Annotated in this window: 18 protein-coding genes and 1 tRNA gene; 12 read left to right on the top strand and 7 right to left on the bottom strand. The window is 34.8% G+C overall.

Features of this window, described 5'->3' with window-relative positions:
• The 3 genes from KF896_08260 (at position 1) to KF896_08250 (ending at position 2,305) form a co-directional block, all read left to right on the top strand.
• Positions 1-819: a glutaminyl-peptide cyclotransferase gene (locus KF896_08260; protein MBX3043695.1), complete on the top strand. Its 819-nt coding sequence runs from the start codon at positions 1-3 to the stop codon at positions 817-819.
• A gap of 194 nt (positions 820-1,013) precedes the next feature.
• A complete protein-coding gene (locus KF896_08255; GenBank protein MBX3043694.1) occupies positions 1,014-1,688 on the top strand; it encodes a sugar transferase in 675 nt (224 codons plus the stop codon).
• A gap of 449 nt (positions 1,689-2,137) precedes the next feature.
• The gene (locus tag KF896_08250) at positions 2,138-2,305 is read left to right on the top strand and encodes a hypothetical protein (protein ID MBX3043693.1); all 168 of its coding nucleotides are present in this window, start codon (positions 2,138-2,140) and stop codon (positions 2,303-2,305) included.
• A gap of 225 nt (positions 2,306-2,530) precedes the next feature.
• Here the strand turns inward: KF896_08250 and KF896_08245 are convergent, their stop codons facing one another.
• Positions 2,531-6,877: a T9SS type A sorting domain-containing protein gene (locus tag KF896_08245; GenBank protein MBX3043692.1), complete on the bottom strand. Its 4,347-nt coding sequence runs from the start codon at positions 6,875-6,877 to the stop codon at positions 2,531-2,533.
• A gap of 419 nt (positions 6,878-7,296) precedes the next feature.
• Positions 7,297-10,362, bottom strand: coding sequence for a T9SS type A sorting domain-containing protein (locus KF896_08240; GenBank protein ID MBX3043691.1), 3,066 nt, complete (start codon positions 10,360-10,362; stop codon positions 7,297-7,299).
• A gap of 312 nt (positions 10,363-10,674) precedes the next feature.
• On the opposite strand from KF896_08240, the gene KF896_08235 reads away from it, so the two are divergent.
• A complete protein-coding gene (locus KF896_08235) occupies positions 10,675-10,827 on the top strand; it encodes a hypothetical protein (GenBank protein ID MBX3043690.1) in 153 nt (50 codons plus the stop codon).
• Between the two features lie 121 nt (positions 10,828-10,948).
• On the opposite strand, the gene KF896_08230 is transcribed toward KF896_08235, so the two are convergent.
• The 4 genes from KF896_08230 to KF896_08215 form a co-directional block, all read right to left on the bottom strand.
• Positions 10,949-11,023, bottom strand: a tRNA-Val gene (locus KF896_08230).
• A 72-nt stretch (positions 11,024-11,095) separates the two neighbouring features.
• Entirely contained in the window at positions 11,096-11,332 is a 237-nt protein-coding gene (locus KF896_08225; protein ID MBX3043689.1) for a NifU family protein, read from the bottom strand.
• A gap of 2 nt (positions 11,333-11,334) precedes the next feature.
• Positions 11,335-12,426, bottom strand: a complete 1,092-nt coding sequence (locus tag KF896_08220; GenBank protein MBX3043688.1) for an Mrp/NBP35 family ATP-binding protein — start codon at positions 12,424-12,426, stop codon at positions 11,335-11,337.
• Positions 12,427-12,656: 230 nt separating this feature from the next.
• Positions 12,657-16,019, bottom strand: coding sequence for a T9SS type A sorting domain-containing protein (locus KF896_08215; GenBank protein MBX3043687.1), 3,363 nt, complete (start codon positions 16,017-16,019; stop codon positions 12,657-12,659).
• Positions 16,020-16,392: 373 nt separating this feature from the next.
• Here KF896_08215 and KF896_08210 point away from each other — a divergent pair, with 373 nt between their 5' ends.
• The 4 genes from KF896_08210 to KF896_08195 all read left to right on the top strand — a co-directional run bounded on the left by KF896_08210 (position 16,393) and on the right by KF896_08195 (position 20,647).
• Positions 16,393-17,271: a transketolase gene (locus KF896_08210; protein ID MBX3043686.1), complete on the top strand. Its 879-nt coding sequence runs from the start codon at positions 16,393-16,395 to the stop codon at positions 17,269-17,271.
• Positions 17,271-17,951: a hypothetical protein gene (locus KF896_08205; protein ID MBX3043685.1), complete on the top strand. Its 681-nt coding sequence runs from the start codon at positions 17,271-17,273 to the stop codon at positions 17,949-17,951. Before KF896_08210 ends, KF896_08205 begins: the two co-directional genes overlap by 1 nt.
• A 3-nt stretch (positions 17,952-17,954) precedes the next feature.
• Positions 17,955-18,962 carry a transketolase family protein gene (locus tag KF896_08200; GenBank protein ID MBX3043684.1) on the top strand — a complete coding sequence of 336 codons (1,008 nt, stop codon included), beginning with the start codon at positions 17,955-17,957 and terminating at the stop codon, positions 18,960-18,962.
• A gap of 98 nt (positions 18,963-19,060) precedes the next feature.
• On the top strand, positions 19,061-20,647 hold the full coding sequence (locus KF896_08195) for an HD domain-containing protein (GenBank protein MBX3043683.1): 1,587 nt from the start codon (positions 19,061-19,063) through the stop codon (positions 20,645-20,647).
• A gap of 202 nt (positions 20,648-20,849) precedes the next feature.
• Here the strand turns inward: KF896_08195 and KF896_08190 are convergent, their stop codons facing one another.
• The gene (locus KF896_08190) at positions 20,850-21,233 is read right to left on the bottom strand and encodes a hypothetical protein (protein ID MBX3043682.1); all 384 of its coding nucleotides are present in this window, start codon (positions 21,231-21,233) and stop codon (positions 20,850-20,852) included.
• A gap of 113 nt (positions 21,234-21,346) precedes the next feature.
• Between KF896_08190 and KF896_08185 the strand changes: the two genes are divergently transcribed.
• The 4 genes from KF896_08185 (at position 21,347) to KF896_08170 (ending at position 24,395) form a co-directional block, all read left to right on the top strand.
• Complete coding sequence (locus tag KF896_08185) at positions 21,347-21,913, top strand: sigma-70 family RNA polymerase sigma factor (protein ID MBX3043681.1); 567 nt, start codon at positions 21,347-21,349, stop codon at positions 21,911-21,913.
• Positions 21,910-22,281, top strand: coding sequence for a hypothetical protein (locus KF896_08180; protein ID MBX3043680.1), 372 nt, complete (start codon positions 21,910-21,912; stop codon positions 22,279-22,281). The genes KF896_08185 and KF896_08180 overlap by 4 nt, the downstream gene beginning before the upstream one ends.
• Before the next feature lie 84 nt (positions 22,282-22,365).
• Positions 22,366-23,094 carry a DNA repair protein RecO gene (gene recO, locus KF896_08175; GenBank protein MBX3043679.1) on the top strand — a complete coding sequence of 243 codons (729 nt, stop codon included), beginning with the start codon at positions 22,366-22,368 and terminating at the stop codon, positions 23,092-23,094.
• Complete coding sequence (locus tag KF896_08170; GenBank protein MBX3043678.1) at positions 23,094-24,395, top strand: HlyC/CorC family transporter; 1,302 nt, start codon at positions 23,094-23,096, stop codon at positions 24,393-24,395. Before recO ends, KF896_08170 begins: the two co-directional genes overlap by 1 nt.
• The last annotated feature ends 77 nt before the right edge of the window (positions 24,396-24,472 follow it).

Genomic DNA, 24,472 nt, shown 5'->3' with positions numbered 1-24,472 from the left:
ATGCTGAAATTCCTGTCTATTATTTTATTCAGTCTTATAATTATTTCCTGTGGAAGCAGAGAAATTGATAATCAATACAAGGTTATTGCTGATAATAAACCTATCGAAACTGCTCAAAAAGTAAAATTGCCACCAACTTTAGAATGGGAGCTGATAGAAACAATTGAGCATGATAAAACTGCATATACTCAAGGACTTGTTTTTTACGATGGATATTTATACGAGTCAACCGGGCACTATGGCAAATCTACAATTAGAAAAATAAACCCCAAAACTGGACAGATATTAAAAAATGTATCAATACCTGATTCATATTTCGGCGAAGGAATCACTATTTTTGAAGATAAAATTTATATGCTTACCTGGGAATCACGACTATGTCTCATTATCAATCTTGAAACATTCAAAATTGAAAATACATTTTCATATAATGGTGAAGGCTGGGGAATAACTGATGATGGAAAACATCTGATAATGAGCGATGGAACAAATCTTCTGAGATTCATTGACCCGGCAATGAGGCAGGTTGTCAAAACCCTTCCGGTTTCTTATAATTCAAGACCTGTTTCGCTTTTAAATGAGCTTGAATTTATTGAGGGAAAAATCTGGGCAAATTTGTATGGCGAAGACAGAATTGCTATCATTGATCCTGTAACAGGAGCAATTGAAAATGTGATAGATTTCTCTGAGCTCCGAAAATTTGAAAAAGGAAATCCTTTTGCTGAGGTTTTTAATGGTATTGCTTTTGATAAAAATGAAAAATATATTTTCCTCACAGGCAAGAACTGGAGCGGGTTACACCGTATTAAAATAAATTAATTTATTTTTTATGCGATTTTTTTTAATTTTGTGTGTTACTGTAAGTACAAACAGAAAACATTTTTTTAAAACTTTTTTTTGGAGTGCATATATAGCTGATAAAAATACTTAATTATTTTTATTGATAATCGGCAGTTTGCTTATATAAATATATACATCATAACTAATTTTCTCTTGTTAATTTTGGAGGATTTATGGATATAGTTCATGGTGTAGAGCCGCAAAAAATCTTAGAGCTTAGGCAGGCTGTTGAGAGCAAAGATATGTACATTGCTCTGAAAAGAGTATTCGATTTTTCTGCAGCATTCTTTCTAATCATACTTTTTCTGCCATTTCTGGCAGCAATCTATTTAATTATAAAATTTACATCACCCGGTCCTGCTATTTTCAGGCAAACAAGAATCGGTATGTACGGCAAAGAATTTACTATGTATAAATTCAGGTCAATGTATGTAGCTGAGAATAATGACTTGAGTAAATTTGTTTCCGAAAATGAAAGAAAGAAAGGTTTTTATATAAAATCTGACGCTGACCCAAGAGTTACACCATTTGGAAGATATATCCGAAGAACAAGTATTGATGAACTTCCTCAGCTGTTTAACGTACTAAAAGGCGATATGAGCCTGGTCGGACCAAGACCTGTAATCAGATATTTTTTATCAGCATATCCGCATATTTTGGAAATGCGAACAGTTGTAAAGCCGGGAATGACAGGATTATGGCAAATAAAAAATCGTGCACATTCTGCTACAATACTTGATATGCTTGATTACGACCTCGATTATATTGATAATTTATCCCTTTATATGGATATAAAAATCTTACTCCAAACAATTCCTTCAGTTTTGAAATGTGAAGGAGCCGTTTAGTAGTATATATTTATGCTTCATCTGTGCGGCTCAGTTTGACACAGAGTATTGTCAGTCTGAGCCGCTTGATTTGCTTAAAAGCATGTTCATAATATTTGAGTTATAATATGTAGTGCACCTATTATGTTGCAAATAAATTATTGAAGTTGCTTACTATTAACAGTAAATGGTTATGAATTAGGAATAGCTACTTAGTAGCGTACCATTAATAGATAATGTAGCAGATGGCTACGGACGGGTTTCAACTCTGAAAGAGTTGTATGTGTATAGCAAAACAAAAGACCAAGACACCACAAAAACCAATTTCACAGAGAGAAAAGGGAAAGAAAATGATAAAAAAAACGAAAAAAATTTCTTGTTTGAAAACTTATTTACTTAAAAAAAAGATTTTACTTAATTTTGAAAAAGCTAGTTTGACATTTTAAAATAACTAATAAAAAGGCGATTTAATGATAACAGAATTAACTGATGAGCACAAAATTGAAATTAACAAGTTGTTTGAGCAATATTCAGAGGACAAAGATAATAAGAAATTGCTTGAAGCGCTGGAAGAATATGCGTATCCAGATGGTTCGTTGACGTTATATATCAGATGGCAATTAGACAATATTAGATAATTTCAACAATTGATTCTTCAAAAATTTATTAATTTTGTTTAAATTATACAATTAAGCAATGACTGCAGATTAATCATATTGTCAGCACTCATAAGTTACCACAATATAATCTCTTCGAGATAAAAGTCGAAATCTGGAACCCAGCCCTCTAAAACTTCATAAACAAAAAAAGCCACCCGATATTGCTATCAGGCGGCTTGATATTATTGAACAATCTTCGCAGAATTAACGAACTATCGAAATCGCTTTCGAGACAGTACCGTCTGCTGTTTGAAGTGTTACATAGTAAATGCCGGCAGTTAGTTTGCTGACATCTACAGTTTGTACATGAATGCCACGCTCCAGAACGGACATATCATCTGTAAGTATAATTAATTCACGTCCAAGAACATCCATGATGCTGAGTTTTGCACCTCTGATTGTCCGCTCGGATGTGAAAGTAATAGTTGCAATACCACTTGCAGGATTCGGTACTATAGATGTAATATCAACGCCTGAATTATTTCCGGTCTCGATGCTGAATACCTTCGAAATTGGATTTGATAAAACTATCGAGCCCATAGATATAGCATTTGCGTTAATATCGTAAGTTGTAAATTCAACTGTAGCATTATCTTCAGGTACACCTGAAAGAGTTATGTAAATCGGTTTGACCATTGTAGTTGCCGGAACTCCAATCGTTCCACCAGCACTTGTGATGATATACGAGCCGTCATCCTGTTTGCGTGGAATCATATAAGTATCTTCGCCATCAATGTTGGCAGGACCAATTGCAAGCACCTTCATACCATTTGCAGGTTTTAGACCGATTGCGGCTATACTTTCTTTGTAACCATTAGTATTGCTGAAATACAGTGCGAAAGTACTGACTTTCTCAGGACGCGTTGCAATGTCAATATCCATCCTATCCTGTGTTGCATCCGGTACTCGTGCAATGTATTCAATTTGGTCTGTATAGAATACTTCGTCATTATTTTCAATTTGATAAATGTACCGAACTATAACAGGGAACTGCATAACCGAAGCTTTGTTATCGAAAGACAATTTAATGGAACGAGACTGACCGCGAACAATATTCACAGGAATGTAAGCAACATCACCTTCTATATAGCCCTGATTTCCTTCACTTGACAGTGATAGCAAAGGAACAATATGAGAACGTAATTCTACGCCGGTAATTATGGTATTATTTTCGGCATCATCCGGGCTGATAATCCACAAATCACCCGTATTAGCATTATCCATTACGATGCTTGTTGAAGCAGGTTCATCGCTTTGGAAAGCACGCTCTCTGCCAAGCTTGTTTTTCAAATCACCAAGTTTGATGTCGCCAAGATCCCAATCCCATGGAAGGAATGTCATTTTGCGTACAACTGTATAAGTGATTAATGTATCGCATGTATTACATTCGCAATCTGTAAATGAATACCTGATTTTGAACATTAATGTATCTCTGCAGAATTTGTTACCGCTGAATGGAGGATAAATCATTTTCAAATCCACATTTGCTCCTCGTGTCCAGTCAACACATTCACCCGGTCCCCAAATAGCTTCACGGCTGAATATTGAAAGAAGTTGTGGTCCGGCGGCAGGCGGTGTAACAAGGCTTCCTCCGGTAATATCACCGAAAATTCTTGTCCAAGCTCCAACGCTGTTATTACAAACTCTCCGCAATTGTGCACTTACAATTGTAGCAGAAAATTTCTGTATAGGAGCGGGTCCGGCTGACATACCGAAGCTAAGCCCGACAAATCCGGTAGAGTTGTTAGTTTGAATTGATGGTTTCTCAAATTTGCTTGTGAACTTCTCGCAGCATTTTTCTACAGGAGTAGTATTATCGCAATGAGGAACATCAAGCATAATGCTGTCACGACAAACTTCATTTTCACAAATCAGAGTATAATAAATCATAATCGGATTATTTGTTGAAGTGTAAGTTAATGTTGTATTCATCGTCCATGGGCTTGAAGCAAATGTAAACGAAGCAGGTGAGAATGTACCATCAGGCGAGCTGATTAGTAAAGTAGCCGGAGTACAACTATTAGCCACAAGACTAATGCCGTAATTTTGGTTCCCATCTGCATTTAAGCCGGCACATTCTATTTTCATTCTATCCACTTTAATACATGGTTCAGGTGTTACTACTGTATCAATGGTAGCACAAGCCAAAGGAGACTCAAGCTGTCCGGCAAGCTGGAAAGTAGGAATACTACTCTGAATTAAGTGCTTAGTCCATCCGCTTACGGCAAATGAATTACAAGCAGTTTCATTTGCTTTTGCAGTTGATGATATGAGTCCGTCGAAATCAATTGTAGCTCCGCCTGCACCAATAGCATTCGAGCCGAAGTATGCACCAAGATTCTTCTGGTTTGCCGCCCAAGCACCTGAACTCCACGACCCGGCAGTACCGCAACTGTTTGTAAATGATGCTCCGGGTGCTCCTGTCGGAGTCCAGAGATTCACATTTGCCTGTGTTGCTGCCGTATTATTCCAGAACGAAGCAACTGTTGGCGATGCCGTTGTAAAGCTACTGAAAGGAATATCGAACTGACTTCCACGTGAAGCACAACCAATCAGGATTTTCGAATCTGCTGTTCCGTTATCAAGCGGGAGTAAATCCACAAAAGTAACATGACGTAAAGCCGCAGTACCGGATGAATTCATTTTCAGGCGGTAATTGACAGTAGAGCCGGCGGCTGTTGTCGTACTCGTACCATAATTGGTATCAGATGGTTTCTTGATTCCCTTTTCGAGATTATATCCTACAACACCTGTAACTAATATATAATCAATATTGGAAGTCGTTGGGGTAGATCCTAAGGAGCCACCACTCAGTGAGAACGAGTTAGGTATGCTGCCAAGAGCAGAAGTATCTCTTACCTTAACATCAACTTCTATGAAATAAAACGGAACGCCGCTTGTGCCATACATACCACACTGAGCATAGAATATATTCTGGCAGGTTGCCGGAATAGTATCTAAAAGAGCAGTGATTGTATTTGTGCCTGCATTGTAAGAAAGATTTACACCTGTCCAAGGTGTTGCAGGCGAGCTTGTACAAGGAGTATTCCAGGTATTGCTTATATAATATGATGGATTTCCGACATATTCCAGATTTGGATTAAGAACATCTGTTAAAGTAGCGCCTGTAATCGGCATTCCACCAATATTTTGAATTCTCAGTCTGTAACGGAATATTGAGCCGGGTGTGTAATCAGTTTGTTTGTTACATACTTCTTTCCAAACACAAGGTTTTGGAGCAGGAGTATCAACAACAAATGAATTACAAGTTGTAATTGGAGTTTGACCTGTAATGGTTACAGTAACACAATTTGTAACAGTCGAGCCTACTGTTATAGTCTGAGGAATTGTAAATGCAACATATACATATCCGCATTGACCCGGTGCAAGTGTGCCTGAAATTGTTGCAATTCCACCTGTTATTGATGCAGTAAGATTCCATACACCACTAATACTATAATTAGATAGTGATGTTGGTAGTGTATCCAATGCATTTACAGTAATTGGAGTTGTACCAGTGTTGCAAATGTAAATCAGGTATTGTCCGGCGCATCCGGGCTGACGATTTGTATATACCCATTTGCTAACCGAGCCGCTTGTAATGGATTTTTTCTCTACGCAAGTTGTATTGCTTTGTAAAGTAAAATTACTACAGGGTTGATTTATACTTCCTAGGCTTCCGCTCAAAGTTGCTTTATTAGTAATTAGAGAGCCATTTGGAAATAGAGCTATCGGATAATACACGACAAACTGGCAACAAACAGTATTATAGGGCTGATTTGCACTCATATTCCCTACATTCCAGGTTATGATATTGCCGGATTGTGTAGCTCCGCAGTTTGAGCTGACTAATTGTGCTCCTGCAGGCAGAGTATCGGTAACAAGTCCGCTAACAAGATTTAGCTGTCCGGTTGTACCAACTGATTTGTAAACACAAACCTGATAGGTAATTGTATCATTTGCTGTTAAATATTGACAATTGCCGCCCTGCCATGCTGCTCCAAGCGGATATTTGTTTATTCCCCATGGATTTGTAGCGATTGCGGATGTTGATACGTAAGGAGTGCAAAATTCATAAGTTTTGCCCGCTAATGTACCGAACATACAAACATTATTTCTTGCACTTACTCCGGGGCAGGTAGTTCCATTCGGGAATGCTACACTTATTGTAAATGAGCCCGTACAGCCACTCGGCAAACTTGCCCAGCTTACTGAAAATGTTCCGCCCATTGCATTAATTGCAGGAGCTGTAACTGTAGGAGTTCCGCAAGCACCGGTTATTGAGTGTCCCAAAAAGGTTAGTGAACTTGGGAGAGCATCAGTAATGGTAACATTTGTTGCTCCGGCAGGAATGGTAAAATATATTGTATAACTAAAAGGTTGTCCCGTAGCGATAGTGGTATCACTAACCACCTTTTTTAGAATGAACCCTTCCTGTTGTGCTTCAGCAACCCAGGACTGGGAGTAAGAATCTATACCTGCTATTAATAATAACATCAATGCAAATAAGTATAGCTTACTTTTTTTGATTAAACTTGTACAAATTTTCATAAAATTACTCCGAAAATTTATGAGGAAAAAAAACGAAATGACATTTGTCAATAAATATGACAATGAACAGTAAAACTCTATTATGTACTGACAAATAATAAAATTAATTATTTTAATTATTAAGATAGTATAAATAATATATAAAATTTGTCATAAGATAAAATAAAATTAATTAATGCATTAAATTCGTTATTGATTCTTATATGCCCTCTAAAGTTGCATTTAGACCATGATATTTGTGAGTATAATTATCGGGAACGGATGTTATGATACGACATTGAGAAGAATACAAATTCAACAGAAGTAAATCGCAACTTTTTAATATTCTAATTATCTAATTTCACGAATAAAAAAAGTTCCTGTATTAAAATCAATATTGTTTTTTAATACAGGAACATAATATAAGCTGTCAAAGACTCTTATTCTATTACAAAAACTGTCGAAATTGAATTAGAAGCTCCTTTTAGTCTTATTAAGTAAACACCTGCCGGGTATCTGCTTGCAGGGTTCCAATTAATAATCTGTTTCTGACCAGAAAGCTCACCCTCGTATATCACTTCAAGTTTTTCTCCTAGCAAACTGTATAGTGCAATTTCATTTAAGCTAAATTGTTTGACATTCACTTCAATATTAATTGATTGATTTCCATGCCCGGGATTAGGAATAATTTTCAGTTCATATTCATTGCGTGAAAGATTATCTTTGACATCAGTATAAATTACAGTTGGATCATAAGCAACTGTAACAAAAGATTCAATTATACATTTACTTTCAATGTCGGATAATTCAACTATATAAAGATGATCTTCATCAGTTTTATTCAAAGTTAGAAATGAAGAAGCTAAACCATTGGTTTCATTAGCATTCCAATCTTTGAAAATGCGAATTAGTCTCACTCCGTTCTGTTCAATTAATCCGGTAATAGTAGCCCAAGTTCCATACTTTCTTCCATTGTGGTCATACCAGGCAAGTTCAACAATAGAGAATCTGTTTTCATCAGACATTTTGCTGAAAATCCATTTCCAATCGGGTATTCCGTTGGCTGGAGTCATATTTTCAGCTGAATTATTGAATATTCCGCCTGAAAATACATTCTCTGTCGCTTTTCTTAAACTTTGGAAATGAATACTAATCGGTAATTGTTTATCTTCCAAAAAAAGTAAGCATGACTGCAAAAGACTTTCTCTGTTCAAGCCTTTGTTATTTTCACGATTTGACTTGCGGCTAAGTGAATAAAGGATTTCTCTTGAGTCCATTCCAAGCTGAATTTGAGAATGATTTTTCTCAATCAATTTGAGTATTCCTGCAAGACTACTCAAGCCTGAAGCATTTGCATCACCCAAATAATTCTGTACTGTATTTGAATTGTAGCTGCTATTATCCAAATCAATATAAGTACTGAAATCACTAATGAAAATACTATCGCTGATTTCAGGTGTAGTGCTTATATAATCAGGAAACAGATTGGAACTCAGGTCAATATTCAAAATTGGAGCGGAATTATCAATCGAAGATTCGTCCGGTAAAGTGTTATTTGTTTCGAAACTGTAATAGAACCAATCATTTTCATCTACCATTGGCATTTGTTGAATTGTATTATCAGAATATATTATTTTAAACTGAATAGAATCTACTAAATCATTAAAAGCATTTGTAAAATTGCTTAAATCAAAATAAGCAAAGCGTAAAGTGTCAGATTCTAAAGGATATAAAGGGTAATTTCTTAGTATCCATTTTGGATGTGAAGATGGTGTTTCTTTGCCAACAATATTGATATACTCAGGGTTAGGGTTACCGGCTTCGACAATTTCTTCATTCCACAACCACCTTCCTAATTTCTTAATTCCGTCATAACCTCTTTCAAGATATCCTTTTTCCTTGAAAACGACTGTTGAATCATAGCTTTCAGAAACACCAGCAAAAATAGTAGTATAGAAAGTTGTATCATTCACCACAAACGGTTCATTCAGAATAGGCGTACCATCCTCTAATACCTGCCATTCGTTTTTTGGTTCTCTCATACCTCCGGGCTTGTTCTGATTTAGGTCATCTTTATACCATAACTGCTTTTTACCTCCACCTTCGCTCATACCACTTAGAGTAACAGCATGACGACCGGTAATAATATCTTGATTTCCAAATTTTTTATGATATTCAAGAAACAATTCTACATCTTCATCATCCTTCATTTCCTGCAGAAGAAAATCCCAACTTGGTGCAGAACCATTTCCTTTGTTAATAGCATCGTTTGAGATTTTATCAGGCGAATCAACATCTTCATTCAAATTTTTTACCTGAAACTTCACTCTTATGGGTAGTTTGTGTTTGTTGATAAATGCTAACTTGCCTTCAATAAATTCTCTAATATATACGCCTTCATTATCCGGGCGTCCCATTAATTTACTTAAATCCTCAAGCTTTTCTCTATGGCTTAATTTTGAATTTATTTTTGGTTCAATTTTCTCAAGCCATTGCATACTATTAGCGGCAGAAGCAGGAGCACATGCATTCCAATCGCCGGCGTATCCCGGTGTTGAACCGGCTCTATGTGCTGAAGAATCCAAATCAATATTTGGAATTGTACAACCTCTGTAAACCAAACTTTCAATTGGTGCTGAAGTTGGTGTTGATGGAGTGAAATTAATACTTGAATTTAATATTGTATCATTCAAACCTAATACGCCTGTTGAAATATTTAATGTATCAATTAAAAGTTCAATCTCTGCCCAATCAAAATCATAATCATTATAGTCAATTATTGATGTATCAGCAACAGTAAAATATGTGAAAAACTTTGATTTGTATGTCTTATCAGGATACCACGATAAATCAATATGTATATCAAAAGAAGTGCTGTCTTCTCTTTTAGGTAAAATTGAGTTTTGTACAATCCATTCAGGTTCGCTGGTACCACTTGTATCCATACTTGTAAATACATTAAAGAATTTATTTTTATCAAACGGCGGATAACTTATTCTGAGACTTCCATAACCATAGTCGGGCATTCCTAAGGGATATTCATAAACATGAGCAAAATAATTGAACTTTAATTGCGGTTGCTCATTGGGTCTATCATAAACATTGAAAAATACAGGCATAGTATCGTTACTTCTATCAATATCATCTATGAAATCAACAAGAGTTGTTATTTTATATGTACCGGCAAGAGATAATTTGGGCATTTTGTCAAGTTCAAGAATGATTTCACTGAAAGGGTCAATTCTTGGACCTTTCGTCTCATATGAATATTCAAGATTACCAAATGAGTCTTGAATATAAGTTTTAATATCATAATTCTCAGCTGATAATATGTTAATATTCGCAAGTTCTAATCGTATTTTGAATTCGATTCCTGCAAAAACAGAATCAGGTAATAAAACCCTACCTATTGTAAGGTCAGTAGAATAGCTGCTTCCGATTGAGATAAATAATACAATCAGAAAAACTAAGCTCTTAAAAATCTTTAGTTTGTAATTGTAAAGCATAATCAAATCTCCATATGTGATAATTCAATTAAATACATATTATTTAGCAAAATCAAAAGTCTAAAATTATTTGTCTGATATCTAATACAAAATTATAATAATAATTATTATAAACCAAATAATTTATTATTATTTCAACTATTTATTATTAATATTATTAATATTTTTTTTAAGATATAACTAATAATATTCTGAAAGTGGCATAAGACTAATTTCATAATTTTGACTGCAAAAATAATTTTGTAAAACTTTAAAAGCTGAATATGTGCCACACTTTAAAAGTTAGGCTCATTTGCCCTACATTTGAAAAAAATGAATATCTTGTTTTTGGCTGAATCAAAAAAAGGGAGGGTGGATATTTATAAATCAATTGTTCATCTTATTCTTACGATTGGTAAGGAAAAAACTTTCGATAAAAATCTCACAGCGGTTTATATTGGAGCTTTTGATTTAAAAAAAAATTGAGTTCTTTGTTTTTAATGATATTCTATCAAAAAAGTGATAAGGTTAGTTTTTCACTAAAAATAAAAAAATCCTGTAAACGCTTTTTTAATTTAGCTTTTACAGGATTTTTTTTCTATTTGTGTGGGGACAGAGGGAGTCGAACCCCCGACCCCCTGCTTGTAAGGCAGGTGCTCTAGACCAACTGAGCTATGTCCCCGAAAAGGAATTACAAAAATAAGACTTTTTTTTGAATCTGCAAAATTATATTTTCAAAATAATTAAGATATTGTTAAATTTTTTCTACTCTGCGTATTTCAGGAATGTCCTTGAGAATGAATCTTTCAATCCCGCCTCTAAGTGTCATCAGAGCCATTGGGCATCCTGAGCAGTTACCAAGAAGTCTTAGTACAAGTGTGCGTGTATCAGTTTCATAATGCACATATTCTACGTCCCCACCGTCTAATTGAAGGTAAGGACGTAGTTTTTCCAAAATAGATTCAACTTTCGGTCTTAGTGGTGAATTCACGATTATAGCTCGATTGTTGGCATAGAAATTTTACTTTTTGCGTAGTTAAGCTGTCTTACTCCCTTAACAACATTTGCAGTGATATTTTTGAGAACTTCTTTTTGTTTGCCACCTTCTTTGGATAGAATCACAGGCATACCACCGTCGTTTCCTTCACGCATAGAGATATTGAGTGGAACTTGTCCTAATAAATTTACATCGAATTCTTCTGCAATTTTTTTTCCGCCGCCTTCACCAAAGATAAAGTACTTTTTATCGGGCATATCGTCGGGCGTGAAGTAACTCATATTTTCGACGATACCTATAACATCAACTTTAACACGATTGAACATTGTAATGCTTCGTCTGACATCAGCAAGTGAAATTTCCTGAGGCGTTGTAACAATAACAGCACCGGTAAGTGGGATTTTTTGGGTCAGAGTTAGTTGAATATCGCCAGTGCCGGGAGGCAGGTCAAAAACAAGGAAATCAAGGTCGCCCCAAGCTACCTGTTCAAAAAGCATAGAGAAATAACCTGCAAGCATTGGACCGCGGACTATGGCAGCTTCATCACGGTTAATCACAAAGCCCATAGAGGCAATTTTAACTCCGAACTGCTCAATAGGAAGTGCAGCCTGAGTGCCATCAGGAAGGGTTGTCACCTGAAGCCTTTCTTCTGTTACGCCATACATTGTAGGCTGACTCGGTCCATAGACATCGCCATCTATAATACCAACTTTTGCCCCGCTAAGAGATAGTCCTGCTGCTAAATTAGAAGCAATTGATGATTTTCCTACGCCGCCTTTGCCTGAGGCAACTGCTATTATATTTTTAACGCCTGAAAGACTTTGCCTTCCGGTATTAGGTGTATCAGCTTCATTAATAAAAATTTCGTGGATATGGTCAGGTGCAAGCTCGTCAAGTTTGCGTTTGATTTCACTTTTTATATCTGCATAAATCCACTGTATCGGCTGAATTAAATTTACAGAAATCTGAACGGCTGTATCATTTATTAATATGCTGCTGATGGCATTTAGATCGGTTAATGTTACTCCCAAATCTGAATCATTTATCTTTCCGATTTCGTCATACAATAATTCTTTTGTCAATTCCAATTTCATCTCCGAAATATTATTATAAGTTTTTCTAATATAGTATAAACGATTTGATAGACATTGAATTATTTCAGTTATAAATTTAGTAGAAAATTTCTAATTTCATCTTCATTATTATTGCTGATACAAGCAGTTTTAGTGTCTCGAGTTGAGTAGAACCTGATTAAAATTAAAAAGAAGGGCTTCCTTGCGGAAACCCTTCTTCAAAAAAAGAAATATTCGAAATGAAATTATTGTTTCATCAATTTCTTAACTACTATGTCAGTTCCCGAATCAATAACCAACATATAAACGCCACTTGAATATCGGCTCATATCTATATTAAGTATTGCTTCGTGACCACTTGTCATCTGATTTCTGTAAACTTCATTTCCTAAGATGTCGGTAATTTTGATTGTCAGATTATTTAATGGCTCTGCAAATGTGGCAATTACTTCCACCATATTTTCAACAGGATTTGGATATGAATAAAGCAAAGAAGAATTATTCAAGCCTGCAACAGCTTCAAATCCATCTTTCCTTGGTGAAACATAAATCGTTACTTTGTGTGATTGACTCATACATTCGTTGTCATCATAGACTACAACAGTATATTGACGTGCTCCTACAGGAGGAATTACGTTAGTAGGGTCATTTATTTGATTCATATTATGGTCATACCAAACTGCAAAGTAAGGAGCTATTCCACCTGATGTAGTAACTAATGTATTTAAGTCTAAGGAAGTATTTCTTGGATGTCTTACAAGGAAAGGACCTGTAACGTTTGGCAGCTCATTTACGAATATTGTAAGTGAAGCAGATGCCATTTCGCCTGTAATATTGTCAAATACAGTAACTGTAAACACTTGAGTGAAATTCAAAGTGGTAAACGGGTTCAAAATATTCGGGTCACTTACAAGTATTGCAGGATGCCAGAAAATTGAATAATCGCCTGAGCCGCCTTCAATCAAATTGGCATCTCCAAGCTGAATTGTTTCACCTTTGCAAAGATAACCGTTAGCAGGATTGAGTTTGATAGAATTTCCATCAGTAATATTATATCTGCGTGCAGGTGAGAAGTTGCAATAGTCATCACCGTTCCACATTCTAACTCTCCACCAATATGAACCTAATTCATAATTTTGAAGTGTATGAGCATGAGTTAAATCGCTTGTAGTATTTGTATAAATAACATTCGTAAATGTTGAATTTGTAGAAATTTGAATTTGATAATGAACAGCGCCTTCAGCTTCCAACCATTCAAAATCAATAGTCATAGGTGAAACCTGTTCAAAATTTGTATTATTATCAGGCATTGACAATATAACAACAGGGCATGCAGCGTCAAGTGTTGACATAGCTTCATTGCTGTAAGGGCTGTAATTCGGACGTGTGTCAAATGCTTTCAACGCAAAATAATAAACTTTGTTAGGGTCTAAACCTGTCAAAGTATAAGTAGTAACATTACCAACATTTATCGGAGATATTCCCTGATCAGCGTCAGTGCCTGAGTATGGTGCTCCTGAGCCGTCGTTATCATAGTATAATTCATAACCAAATAAATCGGCTTCTGAGTTAGGATTCCATGATAATACTATTGTACCATTTTCAGATGATACGACCTGAAGTCCTGTTGGAGCAGAAGGAGGAACATTGTCAGGTACATTGATTTGTCTTGATACTTGCTTCTCATCGGCATTTGAAGCATCAAATCTCATAGAATATTTTAAGAAACCTGAAGCATCTCCGTTTGCTATAACAAGCCAAGTAACAGTTGCAGACTGTTTTCCTGGGATATTTCCTACATTAATCAGAGCAGGACTTCCGCTTGGGTCAAGTTCCAAGCCGGCAGGTAGAGCAAGCATTTCTGCTACTACATTTGTAGCTGCCACTGTCCCGTTATTAAAAATTACAGCTTGAACTTCAAATGGATTTGGTGTCAGAGTATTTCCAGATATATTTAAGGCGAATGGTGCATTAATCTGTATTGACAATGGTGGCTGCAAATCTTCATTAGGAATAAGTGCACGGCTTGCAAGATTGTTTGATTCGTTTGATTCAGTAATTGTATTCAGTGGGTCTATCCAAACATAAACGTACTGCCCTTCTGCATCCTGAGGCACAGTCCAGTTCACAGATACATTTGCATTAGAATTAGCAGCAAGAGTCGGAATAATCTGGTCACTTCCTATCTGAATACCATTTTGATTAGGGTTTCCAAGGTAGAACCTTACCAAGACATCAGTAGCTGCTACCTGAGAGAAGTTATTCACTTGTGCAGTTAAAATTATAGGATTACCTTCTACAACAGGGTCGGGATTGAAGAAAATCTCTGAAGATGTAATTGATAAATCTGTGAGATTTGTTGAATAGTTCATTGGCATAAAGTCAGCACCTGCATTACCGCTATTGCTTGTAACTACAGAGATGTTTTTCTGACTTTCAACTTTATAAACAGCTTTAACAGAAGTAAATGAATAGCCTTGACCTTCGTTTAAATTGCCATTGAATATTACTTGATTATTATCCATTCTTGTTATAACAACATTGTTGTTATCTTCGAATGAAAATACATCGAATCTGTTAGCAATCGTTGGTACATAAAATAAAGTGCCAATTCCGAATCCACCATTGTCAATATGCCTTGTTAAATATGCATAGCAACAATTCCAGCCGGCATAAGGATGATTGCCGAGTGTGATATTTTTGTCGGACTCTACCGAGAAAAATATTTGTTGATTTGTTGGAATTGCGTGAACCTGACCTTCGTTCAAATTTCCTTGCCATATTATGGCGTTAGTTTGTAAATTTCTTACTGTAATGTTATTATCATTATGGTAGCTTGTCATAATAATACCATTTGTCCAGCCACCTACAGTTCCAACATAACTGTAAAATTTAGTTCCAGCAAAAGAGCCGTTATTTGATGGCACCATATAACCCTGGTCATTGTATGATAGCGCCGAAACAGGTTTATTGGCAGTAACACTTACAAAAACACCTCTTCCTGAATACTCATACCACTGACCTGCATTAAGCACGCCAGCTGAGATAGTAACACCCGTAGTAAGATTCTTAAGTGTATATTCAGTATTATCCTGATAAGCAAAAATCAAGAATTTATCTGTTGAGTATAACGTTGGTATGTAAGTATTAAGTTTGGTTGACAAGCCATAACCATTTTCATTAACGGCATAATAGCCTAAAACATAAGTGGAAATAGGGTCTCCAACTAAAACAGAATATGATTTGTTGCCAACAACACGATAAATTCCTTCTGCAACTGTTAATACTTTGTACTCATCCAAGTCAATTGTAAATGATGAAACAAGTACATTAGCTGAGTTGTAAACTTCGATTTGTGTATTATCAAAATATGAAAATACAACTATATCATTAAATGTGAATACTGTCGTAGCGTAAGGATTTAACGACTGAAGTTCGTCAGCATCCTTATTTTTTTTACTCATTCCGGGAACTTCATAAAGTCCTACCGGAAATGCTTCTTTGATTTCGGCTCCCTCCGGAGCACCCGGATATTGCACGCCTTGGGAGTGCAGATTGACTGACAGCAAAATGATAGCTGCCAAAATGTAGTAGTAAAATCTATACATAAGAAACTCCTTAAAATATAATAAGTAAAGTTGAAACAAAAATATCTATTATAGGCTGCTAAATAATTAGATAGAAGTATGTAATATTATTTTATTTTGTCATTAAATTACTTAGGTAAAAATTAATAATTGTAGTATAAACAATATATTCATATATATATTGCGTAATTAATGAGTATCTTATTTATTTAAATCGAAATTAATTTCAGTAACAATGCTGTAAAAATTCGCATAATCATACAAATTCCAATTTAAAATATTAATTTCTTATGTCATTAAAAATAAATAAATTATAAAAAATCAATGAAAATTAAAATAAAAATCGTATTTTTGAATTTTTGAAAATGACTATCTTTTTAAAAGAAACAAGAATATGGAATTGAATGTAGAGTTTTCCGAAAGGACATTCGACAACCGAAGAAGAATACCCGAGGAATATAAGGAAATCACATTAGAAATCCGCAAAGACATTATCAAGAGCTTAGTTTTGGCGAAATCCGGTCATAGTGGCGGACCGCTCGGAATAACTGATTTGATGGCTGTTTTGTTCTTTGGTGGAATAATGAAATACGACCCGAAAAATCCCAAATTATCCAAACGCGACAGATTTGTACTCAGCTCCGGTCACATGGCGCCTGTATTGTACTCAGTCTTGGCAAGAGCCGGATATTTTCCTGCCAATGAGCTCAAAACTCTCAGAAAATTTGGTTCAAGGCTTCAGGGACATCCCGGACTTGATGTCAAACTTCCTGGTGTTGAAACTTCATCAGGCTCGCTTGGACAAGGAATTTCAATAGCATTGGGAATGGCTGTCAGCGATAAAATTATTGATAAAAATGAGTGTGAAGTTTATTCCATTACCGGTGACGGTGAACTTCAGGAAGGCATTTGCTGGGAAACAGCTATGTCAGCCGGTTCACTTGCTATTGATAATTTTTGCTGGATTGTTGATAATAATGATTGTCAAATTGATGGCAGAGTTAAAGATGTAATGAGCATATACCCGCTTAAATCAAAATTTGAGGCATTTAACTTTGATGTTATCGAAATTGATGGCAACAGCATTCCTGAAATCATTTATGCTTTTGATAAGTTTAAAGAAAATCATAAAAATAAAATCGGAAAACCAACTTGTATCATTGCTAAAACAATAATGGGTAAGGGTGTTTCGTTTATGAATGATAATTATAAATGGCATGGTAATCCACCAAATGCTGAACAGGCAATCAAAGCTTTAGAGGAACTTGTTTGATGGCTTTTCGTCTCAAAATATCAAAAATCATCTTATTTCTTTTCTCACTTTTTGTCATTTCTTGTCAGGATAGTAAAATTGATGAGCCGATAGAAATTATTTCTGAGGTGCAGGATCATACCGCTATAAAATCTGATAATATTGATTCCTTGCGAAAATTAAAAGAAGTTGAATATTTAGAAAGGCAAGAGACTCAGACAAAGAAAGCAGAGATTATTGAGCAGGTTTCAAAAGAAAAAAATCTTACAAAAGAAGTTCTGCTCACCTTTTTGCCGGATAAATTGACCGGATTTAATCAGTTGCCTTCAAATACCGGTAAGACCATTGAAAATGATACAACGATAACAGTATTTGCAAAAAGGCAGTTCAAAGATGATAAAGGCAGAGTGATTATTTTTGATTTATTCGATTACGGGAAAGGGAACTCCGTATTGAATTCCAAAATTTATGAGATGGTTCCTACAGATCTGGATGCCCCTGCATATTCAGTGGAGCTTCCAAATGCCAAAGGGTTTTTCTACTGGCTTGACCAAAGAGCCTACGGACATATTGAAGTACTTATTGAAAAAAGATTTGTACTTATGGTAAGGCTTAGCGGTTTCAACAGAGATGACGAAATGCTTCATAATTACCTCAAAATAATTGATATTAATAAGATTATTAAAAGCAGTAAAAATTAAATAATGAAAAATTTAGAACATAGCGGACTTAAACCTACCCGAGCCGGATTTGGCAAAGCACTTGTAGAAATGGGAGAAAAACATTCCAATTTAGTTGTAATAGGTGCTGATGTAACAGGTTCAGTCCTCACATCATACTTTCAGGAAAAATTCCCCGAAAGATTTATCTCAGTTGGAGTAGCTGAGCAAAACGCAACTACAGTAGCAGCAGGACTTGCTCTGTCGGGCAAGATTGCCGTATTCTCCAGTTACAGCGCTTTTTCGGCTTTTAGAAATGCCGACATGCTCAGAGTTTCAGTTGCATACAATGATGTCAATGTTAAAATCGGTGGTGGTCATTCAGGCGTTACGGTCGGTCCAGACGGTGCAACACATCAGTCGCTCGAAGAAATTGCTTTTCTAAGGGCACTGCCTAATATGACAGTTGTTGTTCCTGCGGACTACGAAGAAACAAGAAAGGCGACTATTGCCGTGATCGAAAAACCTGGACCTGCGTTTATTCGTTTCGGAAGACCTGCAGTGCCTGCGTTTACAGATGAAAACAGCACTTTTGAAATCGGAAAAGCAAATATCCTGCGTGAAGGCAATGACCTTGCGATTGTTGCTTGCGGACATTTGGTCTGGCAGGCGCTTTTAGCAGCTGAAGAACTTTCTTCAAAGCATGGTATTGAAGCAAGAGTTATAAATAATCATACTATCAAGCCAATTGATCTCGAAACTATTACAGATGCCGCAATGCAGTGCAAAGCGATTGTTACAGCTGAAGAACATCAGGTTCATGGTGGTCTTGGCGGTGCGGTTGCTGAAGTAGTTGTGAAAAATTATCCAAGCCCGATTGAATTATTGGGAATGAGAGACACTTTCGGTGGCAGTGGTGAACCGGAAGAATTACTTGAAAAATATGGTCTTACATATAAGGAAATAGTGTTATCCTCTCTTAAAGTTATCGAACGAAAGGAAAAAGGATTCATAGGTTATAGAAAAGTTAGTGATGTTCCAATAGCAGAATAATTAAAGTGAATAATATTCAAGACCCGCCTAAGAGAAAAAGAATAAGAAAGACAGTTCAGGTATTTACTCAACTTACAGAATCACCTGACAGAGTTGAAATTAATGAAAAGTTGTTATACCAGCTTGGTGAATTAGCTGATGCCAATGGATTTGAAATTTATGCCGTTGGAGGCTATGTTCGGGATTATTTTTTAGATTTACCAAGAAAAGACATTGATATTACAGTTGTTGGTGATTCCCTAAAATTTGCAAAACTGGTTGCTGATAAATTCAATTCAAAATCTGTTGTTTACGAAAGATTTCGTACTGCAATGGTTCCAATTGGTCAATATCAGGTTGAATTTGTTGGAACAAGAAAAGAAATTTATCTTCCTAATTCCAGAAATCCGATTGTTGCTGAAGGAACTCTTCACGATGATCTCAGAAGACGGGATTTCACAATAAATGCTATGGCTGTATCGCTAAATAAGCTTACTTTTGGCGAATTAACTGATTTATTTGGTGGGAAAGAAGACCTTGACCTCAAAATTTTAAGAACTCCGCTTGATCCGGGAGTTACATTCAGCGAAGACCCATTGCGAATGATGCGTGCTGCGAGATTTTCTTCACAACTTGATTTTGATATTGCCCCACTTGCTTTTCTGCAAATGGAAAAACTTGCAGACAGAATAAAAATTATTTCTCAGGAAAGAATTTCAGAAGAATTTTTGAAAATTATTGAAAGCCCAAAGCCTTCGGTTGGATTATCAATACTTTACGATAGTGGAATTATCAGAAATATATTTCCTGAACTTCAGCAGCTTGGTGGTGTTGAAATCAAGCAGGAGGGGGATAAATCCTATGGTCATAAAGATGTTTTTCACCACTCTTTAAAAGTAGTTGATAATATTGCTCAAGTAACAAATAATAAGTGGCTTAGATTCGCTGCACTTGTTCACGATATTGCCAAGCCTCGCACCAAAAGGTTTACCGAGGGTGTTGGCTGGTCTTTTCATGGGCATGAAGAACTCGGAGCAAGATGGATGGGAAAAATTTTCAGACGTATGAAATTCCCCCTTGAGCACCTCGATTATGTCGAAAAGCTTATCAGATTACATCAAAGACCAATGGCTCTGGTTGATGAAGGCATTAGTGACTCGGCTGTAAGAAGACTTGCATTTCATGCAGGCGAACATCTGGATGATTTATTTACATTGGTAAGAGCAGATATTACTACAAAAAATCCGGATTTATCGGAAAAATATAAAAATAACTACGAAAAAGTCTTTAAGAAAGTTCAAACGGTTCAGGAAAAAGATAAGCTCAGAGAATTTCAGTCGCCTGTAAGGGGTGAGGAAATTATGGAAATTTGTAAAATTGAGCCTTCCAAAACTGTAGGGCTTATTAAAACCAGAATTGAAGAGGCAATTTTAGATGGATTAATTCCAAACGAATACGAAGAAGCCAAGAAATATTTCATTTCTAACAAAAAGGAATGGCTCAAAGAATTTGCTCCGCCTGTTGTTCCTAAAAAGCGTGGAAGAAAGAAAAAGAAAAATGATGATGATGATATGTCTGATTTCTTATTATCTGATAATCAAAAACCTGTATTTAACGAAGAGGATACTATACTTGGTATTTTAATAAAAGATAAGGGCACGATGGATAAATATGAAGAATTTGAAAGAAAATATGGTGGAAGATAAAATTCTATTTTTAAGGCTGTAAAATAAACCATTAACCTGCTGAGAAAGTCACTCTTAGCCTTCACCAGTCAAATTTATAATCAAGTATTAATATTTGATGAAACTGTGATTTAGTAACATCAATAAATTTATCAAAACAGGGTTGTCTCAAAAATGTTGATTTGCAAGAATTTGTGGCAACCCTGTTTTAAATAAAATAATTTTAATCTTCTGTAAATATCTTATGATTCACATCAATTTCCTTGCTTGCATTTGATTTTTTCAAATATTTCATTTCAAAAACATAGCTGAGTATAATGAAGGCTCCACTAAAAAGTAAAGTAGAGGATAAAATTATACCTTCTTCATCCTGGCTGAAATATGGTGCTATTAACATACCGATTATAAACCCAAATCCACCCCCAAACAACAAGAATCCAAACCTCAAATACGTATTCTTATCTTTCCTGTTATAGAATTTTTCTGTATCAACTCCACGCTCAATTAAAGCCATTTTCTCGCGATGATTCGACGTAACATATATAAAAATACTACCGAATGTAAAAGCAAAGAAAAAGAACGGAACTAAAATTTCTACTAAATGCATTTTATTCTCCAAAAATATTTGTAAACTGATTTATTTGATTATATGCTTGATATTTTTTTTGGTTACAAATAAATATTTTGTAACCTTTTTAATTATGTTGCATATTACTATATATGAGCGATAACAATATAAATATTCATATAAGAAATGTTCAGAATGGCGACCTTAATGCTTTTAGGTTTCTGATTGATAATTATAAACAAATGGCAATGAGTATTGCGCTTAGAATTTTGAAAAATCGAGATGATGCCCAGGATGCAGTACAGGAGTCATTCATATTAGCGTACCAAAATATACAAAAGTATAATTTTTCAACAAAATTCAGTACATGGTTCTATAAAATAGTACTTAATAAATCTCTGTCAATAATCAGAAAAAGCAAACCTGAATTTATATCAATTGACGAAGATCCTGCTATTGAAGAAATACCTGATGATGAATTTGATCATTATGATAGTGAATTAATTCAAAAAATAATTGAATCCGCAATTGAACGTTTAAATGATAATGAAGCGATTATATTACGATTATATTATTATGATGACCTAAAAGTTGAAGAGATTGCAAAACTGTTTGAAGTTACTTATACAAATGCAAAAGTTATTTTACACAGGGCAAGACTGAAACTTAAAAAAATTCTGATGAATGAATTTAAAAGTGAAATGGAAGAAAGATTATGAAAACGAAATTTGATGATGCATTAACAAAAGCTATTAAAATAAGTTCAAAGGAAGAATTACCTGAAGGTTTTACCGAAAGTATTATCAGTCGGGTACTGGTTTTGAATCGTTCAAAAACATTCGAGCCACTTATTCCAAAAAAATTTTTATTTGGGTTAATTCTAACAATTTTGGCGATACCGGCAATACTGATTATTTTATTTGATGATGCGGTCTATACTTCAAATATTAATTCGACACATTTTAGCAACATTTTAGAAGAATTTGCCGGATATTCCATGGAATTTTCATTTATGATTTTCTTAATTGGAATATTTACCATTATTGATTTTTTAGCAGATAAATATTATAAAAGGAAGATTATATAATTGATTTTTTAAAATGATAATCTTTCTACATATATTTCGTATTTTTGCATTAGAATAAATATTGATTTAAATTTAAATTGACAAATGATTGTTACAAGCGAAGGAATCGTTCTAAACTCAAGAAAATACAGCGAAAGCAGTAAAATACTTAGTTTGTACTCAGCTGATTACGGAAAAATATCTCTCATTGCCAAGGGAGCCCGAATGCCAAAGAGTAAGTTTGGAAGCTCGCTTGAACCACTATCTTGCGCAAGTGCAACATTCTATATGAAGCCCAATCAGGAATTATACCTTCTTTCAAAATCTGAACTTGCCAGAAAATGGCTGCGAATTTATAATAGTTCTGAGCATCTGACTGCCGGATTCGTGATTATTGAAACAATATCATTAACTCAGCTTCAGAAACATCCCAATCCTGAACTTTACTCGCTTCTCAGCGACTGCATTGAATATCTGAATGAACTTCATGAAAATCCTTACAGTATTGTTATTTGGTTTTTTTGCCGATTTTCAGAAATTATGGGATTTGAACTTAATATCAACAGTGTAGCTATTCGGGATGGTTTAATATATCCAATTCAAGTTGACAGTGGTAGTGTAGAATATGAAAATTCCGGTGAAAATGTTAAATATTTCAAGATGAATTCTATTGTATTAGCAAAACTTGTTGAACTGAATCAAGCTGAAATTGATTTATCAACAAAAATTAATTTAAATAAAGTAGAAATCGCTACTATTTACAATTTTTTCGGCACATATTTTTCTTATCATTTTGATATGAAATTTGTTTTAAAAACCGGAAATATATTTTAATGGATATAAGTACCGAAATTGGTATATATTTAGTTTTGTTAATATTGATTAACTTAAAAGTAGCTCTGTCAAGGAGAGCACTCACGAAATTTAAAGCATATTGTGACGAACACCAGATTGAATCAAAAAGTTTACTTAATAAATCAGCTATCAAAATTTCACAGAATATAAAAAGTTACAAAGTAACTTTTGGCTTAATTTTGATAATTGTATATTTGTTGACAGGATATATTACAGGCAAGCTTATCGCAATCGAAGTATTCAATTTCGATATTAATGATTTTTGGGGAAATTTTAATGCCAATATTTTTCTTATAATTTTTATAATTCTGGTAGTTTATCCCTTTATGCTGTTTTCAAATAACATTCTTCCGAGATATGTTTCAGGCAAAGTTCAGTATATAATTGCTCTTTGGTCGGTGATACCTATACAAATAATACATTTTATATGTTACCCTGTCAGATTAATAGTCAAACTTTATGACATTATTTTTGGTGTTTTTTTTGAAAATACACAAACAAACTCCGATCACAATTCTGAAGAAGAAATTCGTGTAATTATTGAAGAAAGTACTAAAGCCGGCAATCTTGAACTTAACGAAAGTATTCTGATTGATAATATTTTCGAGTTCAAAGATACTGTTGCAAGGCAAATTATGACACCAAGAAAAAATATTATAGCTCTCGGTGATGACTGGAGCGAAAATGAAATACTCGATACAATAACAGGAGAAGGATATTCGAGATATCCTGTGTTTTCTGAAACACTTGATAATGTAACAGGAATTCTTCATGCTAAAGACTTAGTCAATTTGCTGATAAATAAAGAATTAATTAATATTAAAGATATTCTCAGACAAGTTTCATTTGTAAAGGAAGAAGATTATATTGATGAAATACTAAGAGATTTCCAAAAGAATAAAATTCAAATGGCAGTTGTTCTTGACGAGTTCGGTGGCACTTCAGGCATAATTACGATGGAAGATATTTTAGAAGAAATTGTTGGAGAAATTCATGATGAACACGATGAAGTAAATAAATTACTTGAATTTATTGGAGATAACGAATTTCTTGCGGATGCTACCGCACCTATAAGAGATTTGAACGAGATTTTACCACAGCCCCTGCCTGCCAGCGACGATTATGAATCTCTTGGCGGATTAATTATTAACGAAACTGAAATTATTCCTGAAATAAATACAGAAATTAAGTTTGGGAATTATGTATTCATTGTCGTTAAAAGACAAAAATCAAGGCTGGAAAAAATTAAAATCAAATATTTTCCTATAAATGAGTCATAATTACTTGTAAAATAATTGTTTTGTAAGTGAAAATTGACATATTGATTTTTTTCTACACAATATATAATGAAAATTCA

The sequence above is a fragment of the Ignavibacteriota bacterium genome, from assembly GCA_019637995.1.
Classification (GTDB): domain Bacteria; phylum Bacteroidota; class Ignavibacteria; order Kapaibacteriales; family UBA2268; genus JANJTB01.
This window is presented reverse-complemented; position numbering and strand designations above follow the sequence as displayed.

Excerpts from the sequence above, each read along its gene's own strand:
- KF896_08260 (MBX3043695.1), top strand. The coding sequence starts at position 1 with ATGCTGAAATTCCTGTCTATTATTTTATTCAGTCTTATAATTATTTCC.
- KF896_08255 (MBX3043694.1), top strand. The coding sequence starts at position 1,014 with ATGGATATAGTTCATGGTGTAGAGCCGCAAAAAATCTTAGAGCTTAGG.
- KF896_08250 (MBX3043693.1), top strand. The coding sequence starts at position 2,138 with ATGATAACAGAATTAACTGATGAGCACAAAATTGAAATTAACAAGTTG.
- KF896_08245 (MBX3043692.1), bottom strand. The coding sequence starts at position 6,877 with ATGAAAATTTGTACAAGTTTAATCAAAAAAAGTAAGCTATACTTATTT.
- KF896_08240 (MBX3043691.1), bottom strand. The coding sequence starts at position 10,362 with ATGCTTTACAATTACAAACTAAAGATTTTTAAGAGCTTAGTTTTTCTG.
- KF896_08235 (MBX3043690.1), top strand. The coding sequence starts at position 10,675 with ATGAATATCTTGTTTTTGGCTGAATCAAAAAAAGGGAGGGTGGATATT.
- KF896_08215 (MBX3043687.1), bottom strand. The coding sequence starts at position 16,019 with ATGTATAGATTTTACTACTACATTTTGGCAGCTATCATTTTGCTGTCA.
- KF896_08210 (MBX3043686.1), top strand. The coding sequence starts at position 16,393 with ATGGAATTGAATGTAGAGTTTTCCGAAAGGACATTCGACAACCGAAGA.
- KF896_08205 (MBX3043685.1), top strand. The coding sequence starts at position 17,271 with ATGGCTTTTCGTCTCAAAATATCAAAAATCATCTTATTTCTTTTCTCA.
- KF896_08200 (MBX3043684.1), top strand. The coding sequence starts at position 17,955 with ATGAAAAATTTAGAACATAGCGGACTTAAACCTACCCGAGCCGGATTT.
- KF896_08190 (MBX3043682.1), bottom strand. The coding sequence starts at position 21,233 with ATGCATTTAGTAGAAATTTTAGTTCCGTTCTTTTTCTTTGCTTTTACA.
- KF896_08185 (MBX3043681.1), top strand. The coding sequence starts at position 21,347 with ATGAGCGATAACAATATAAATATTCATATAAGAAATGTTCAGAATGGC.
- KF896_08180 (MBX3043680.1), top strand. The coding sequence starts at position 21,910 with ATGAAAACGAAATTTGATGATGCATTAACAAAAGCTATTAAAATAAGT.
- recO (MBX3043679.1), top strand. The coding sequence starts at position 22,366 with ATGATTGTTACAAGCGAAGGAATCGTTCTAAACTCAAGAAAATACAGC.
- KF896_08170 (MBX3043678.1), top strand. The coding sequence starts at position 23,094 with ATGGATATAAGTACCGAAATTGGTATATATTTAGTTTTGTTAATATTG.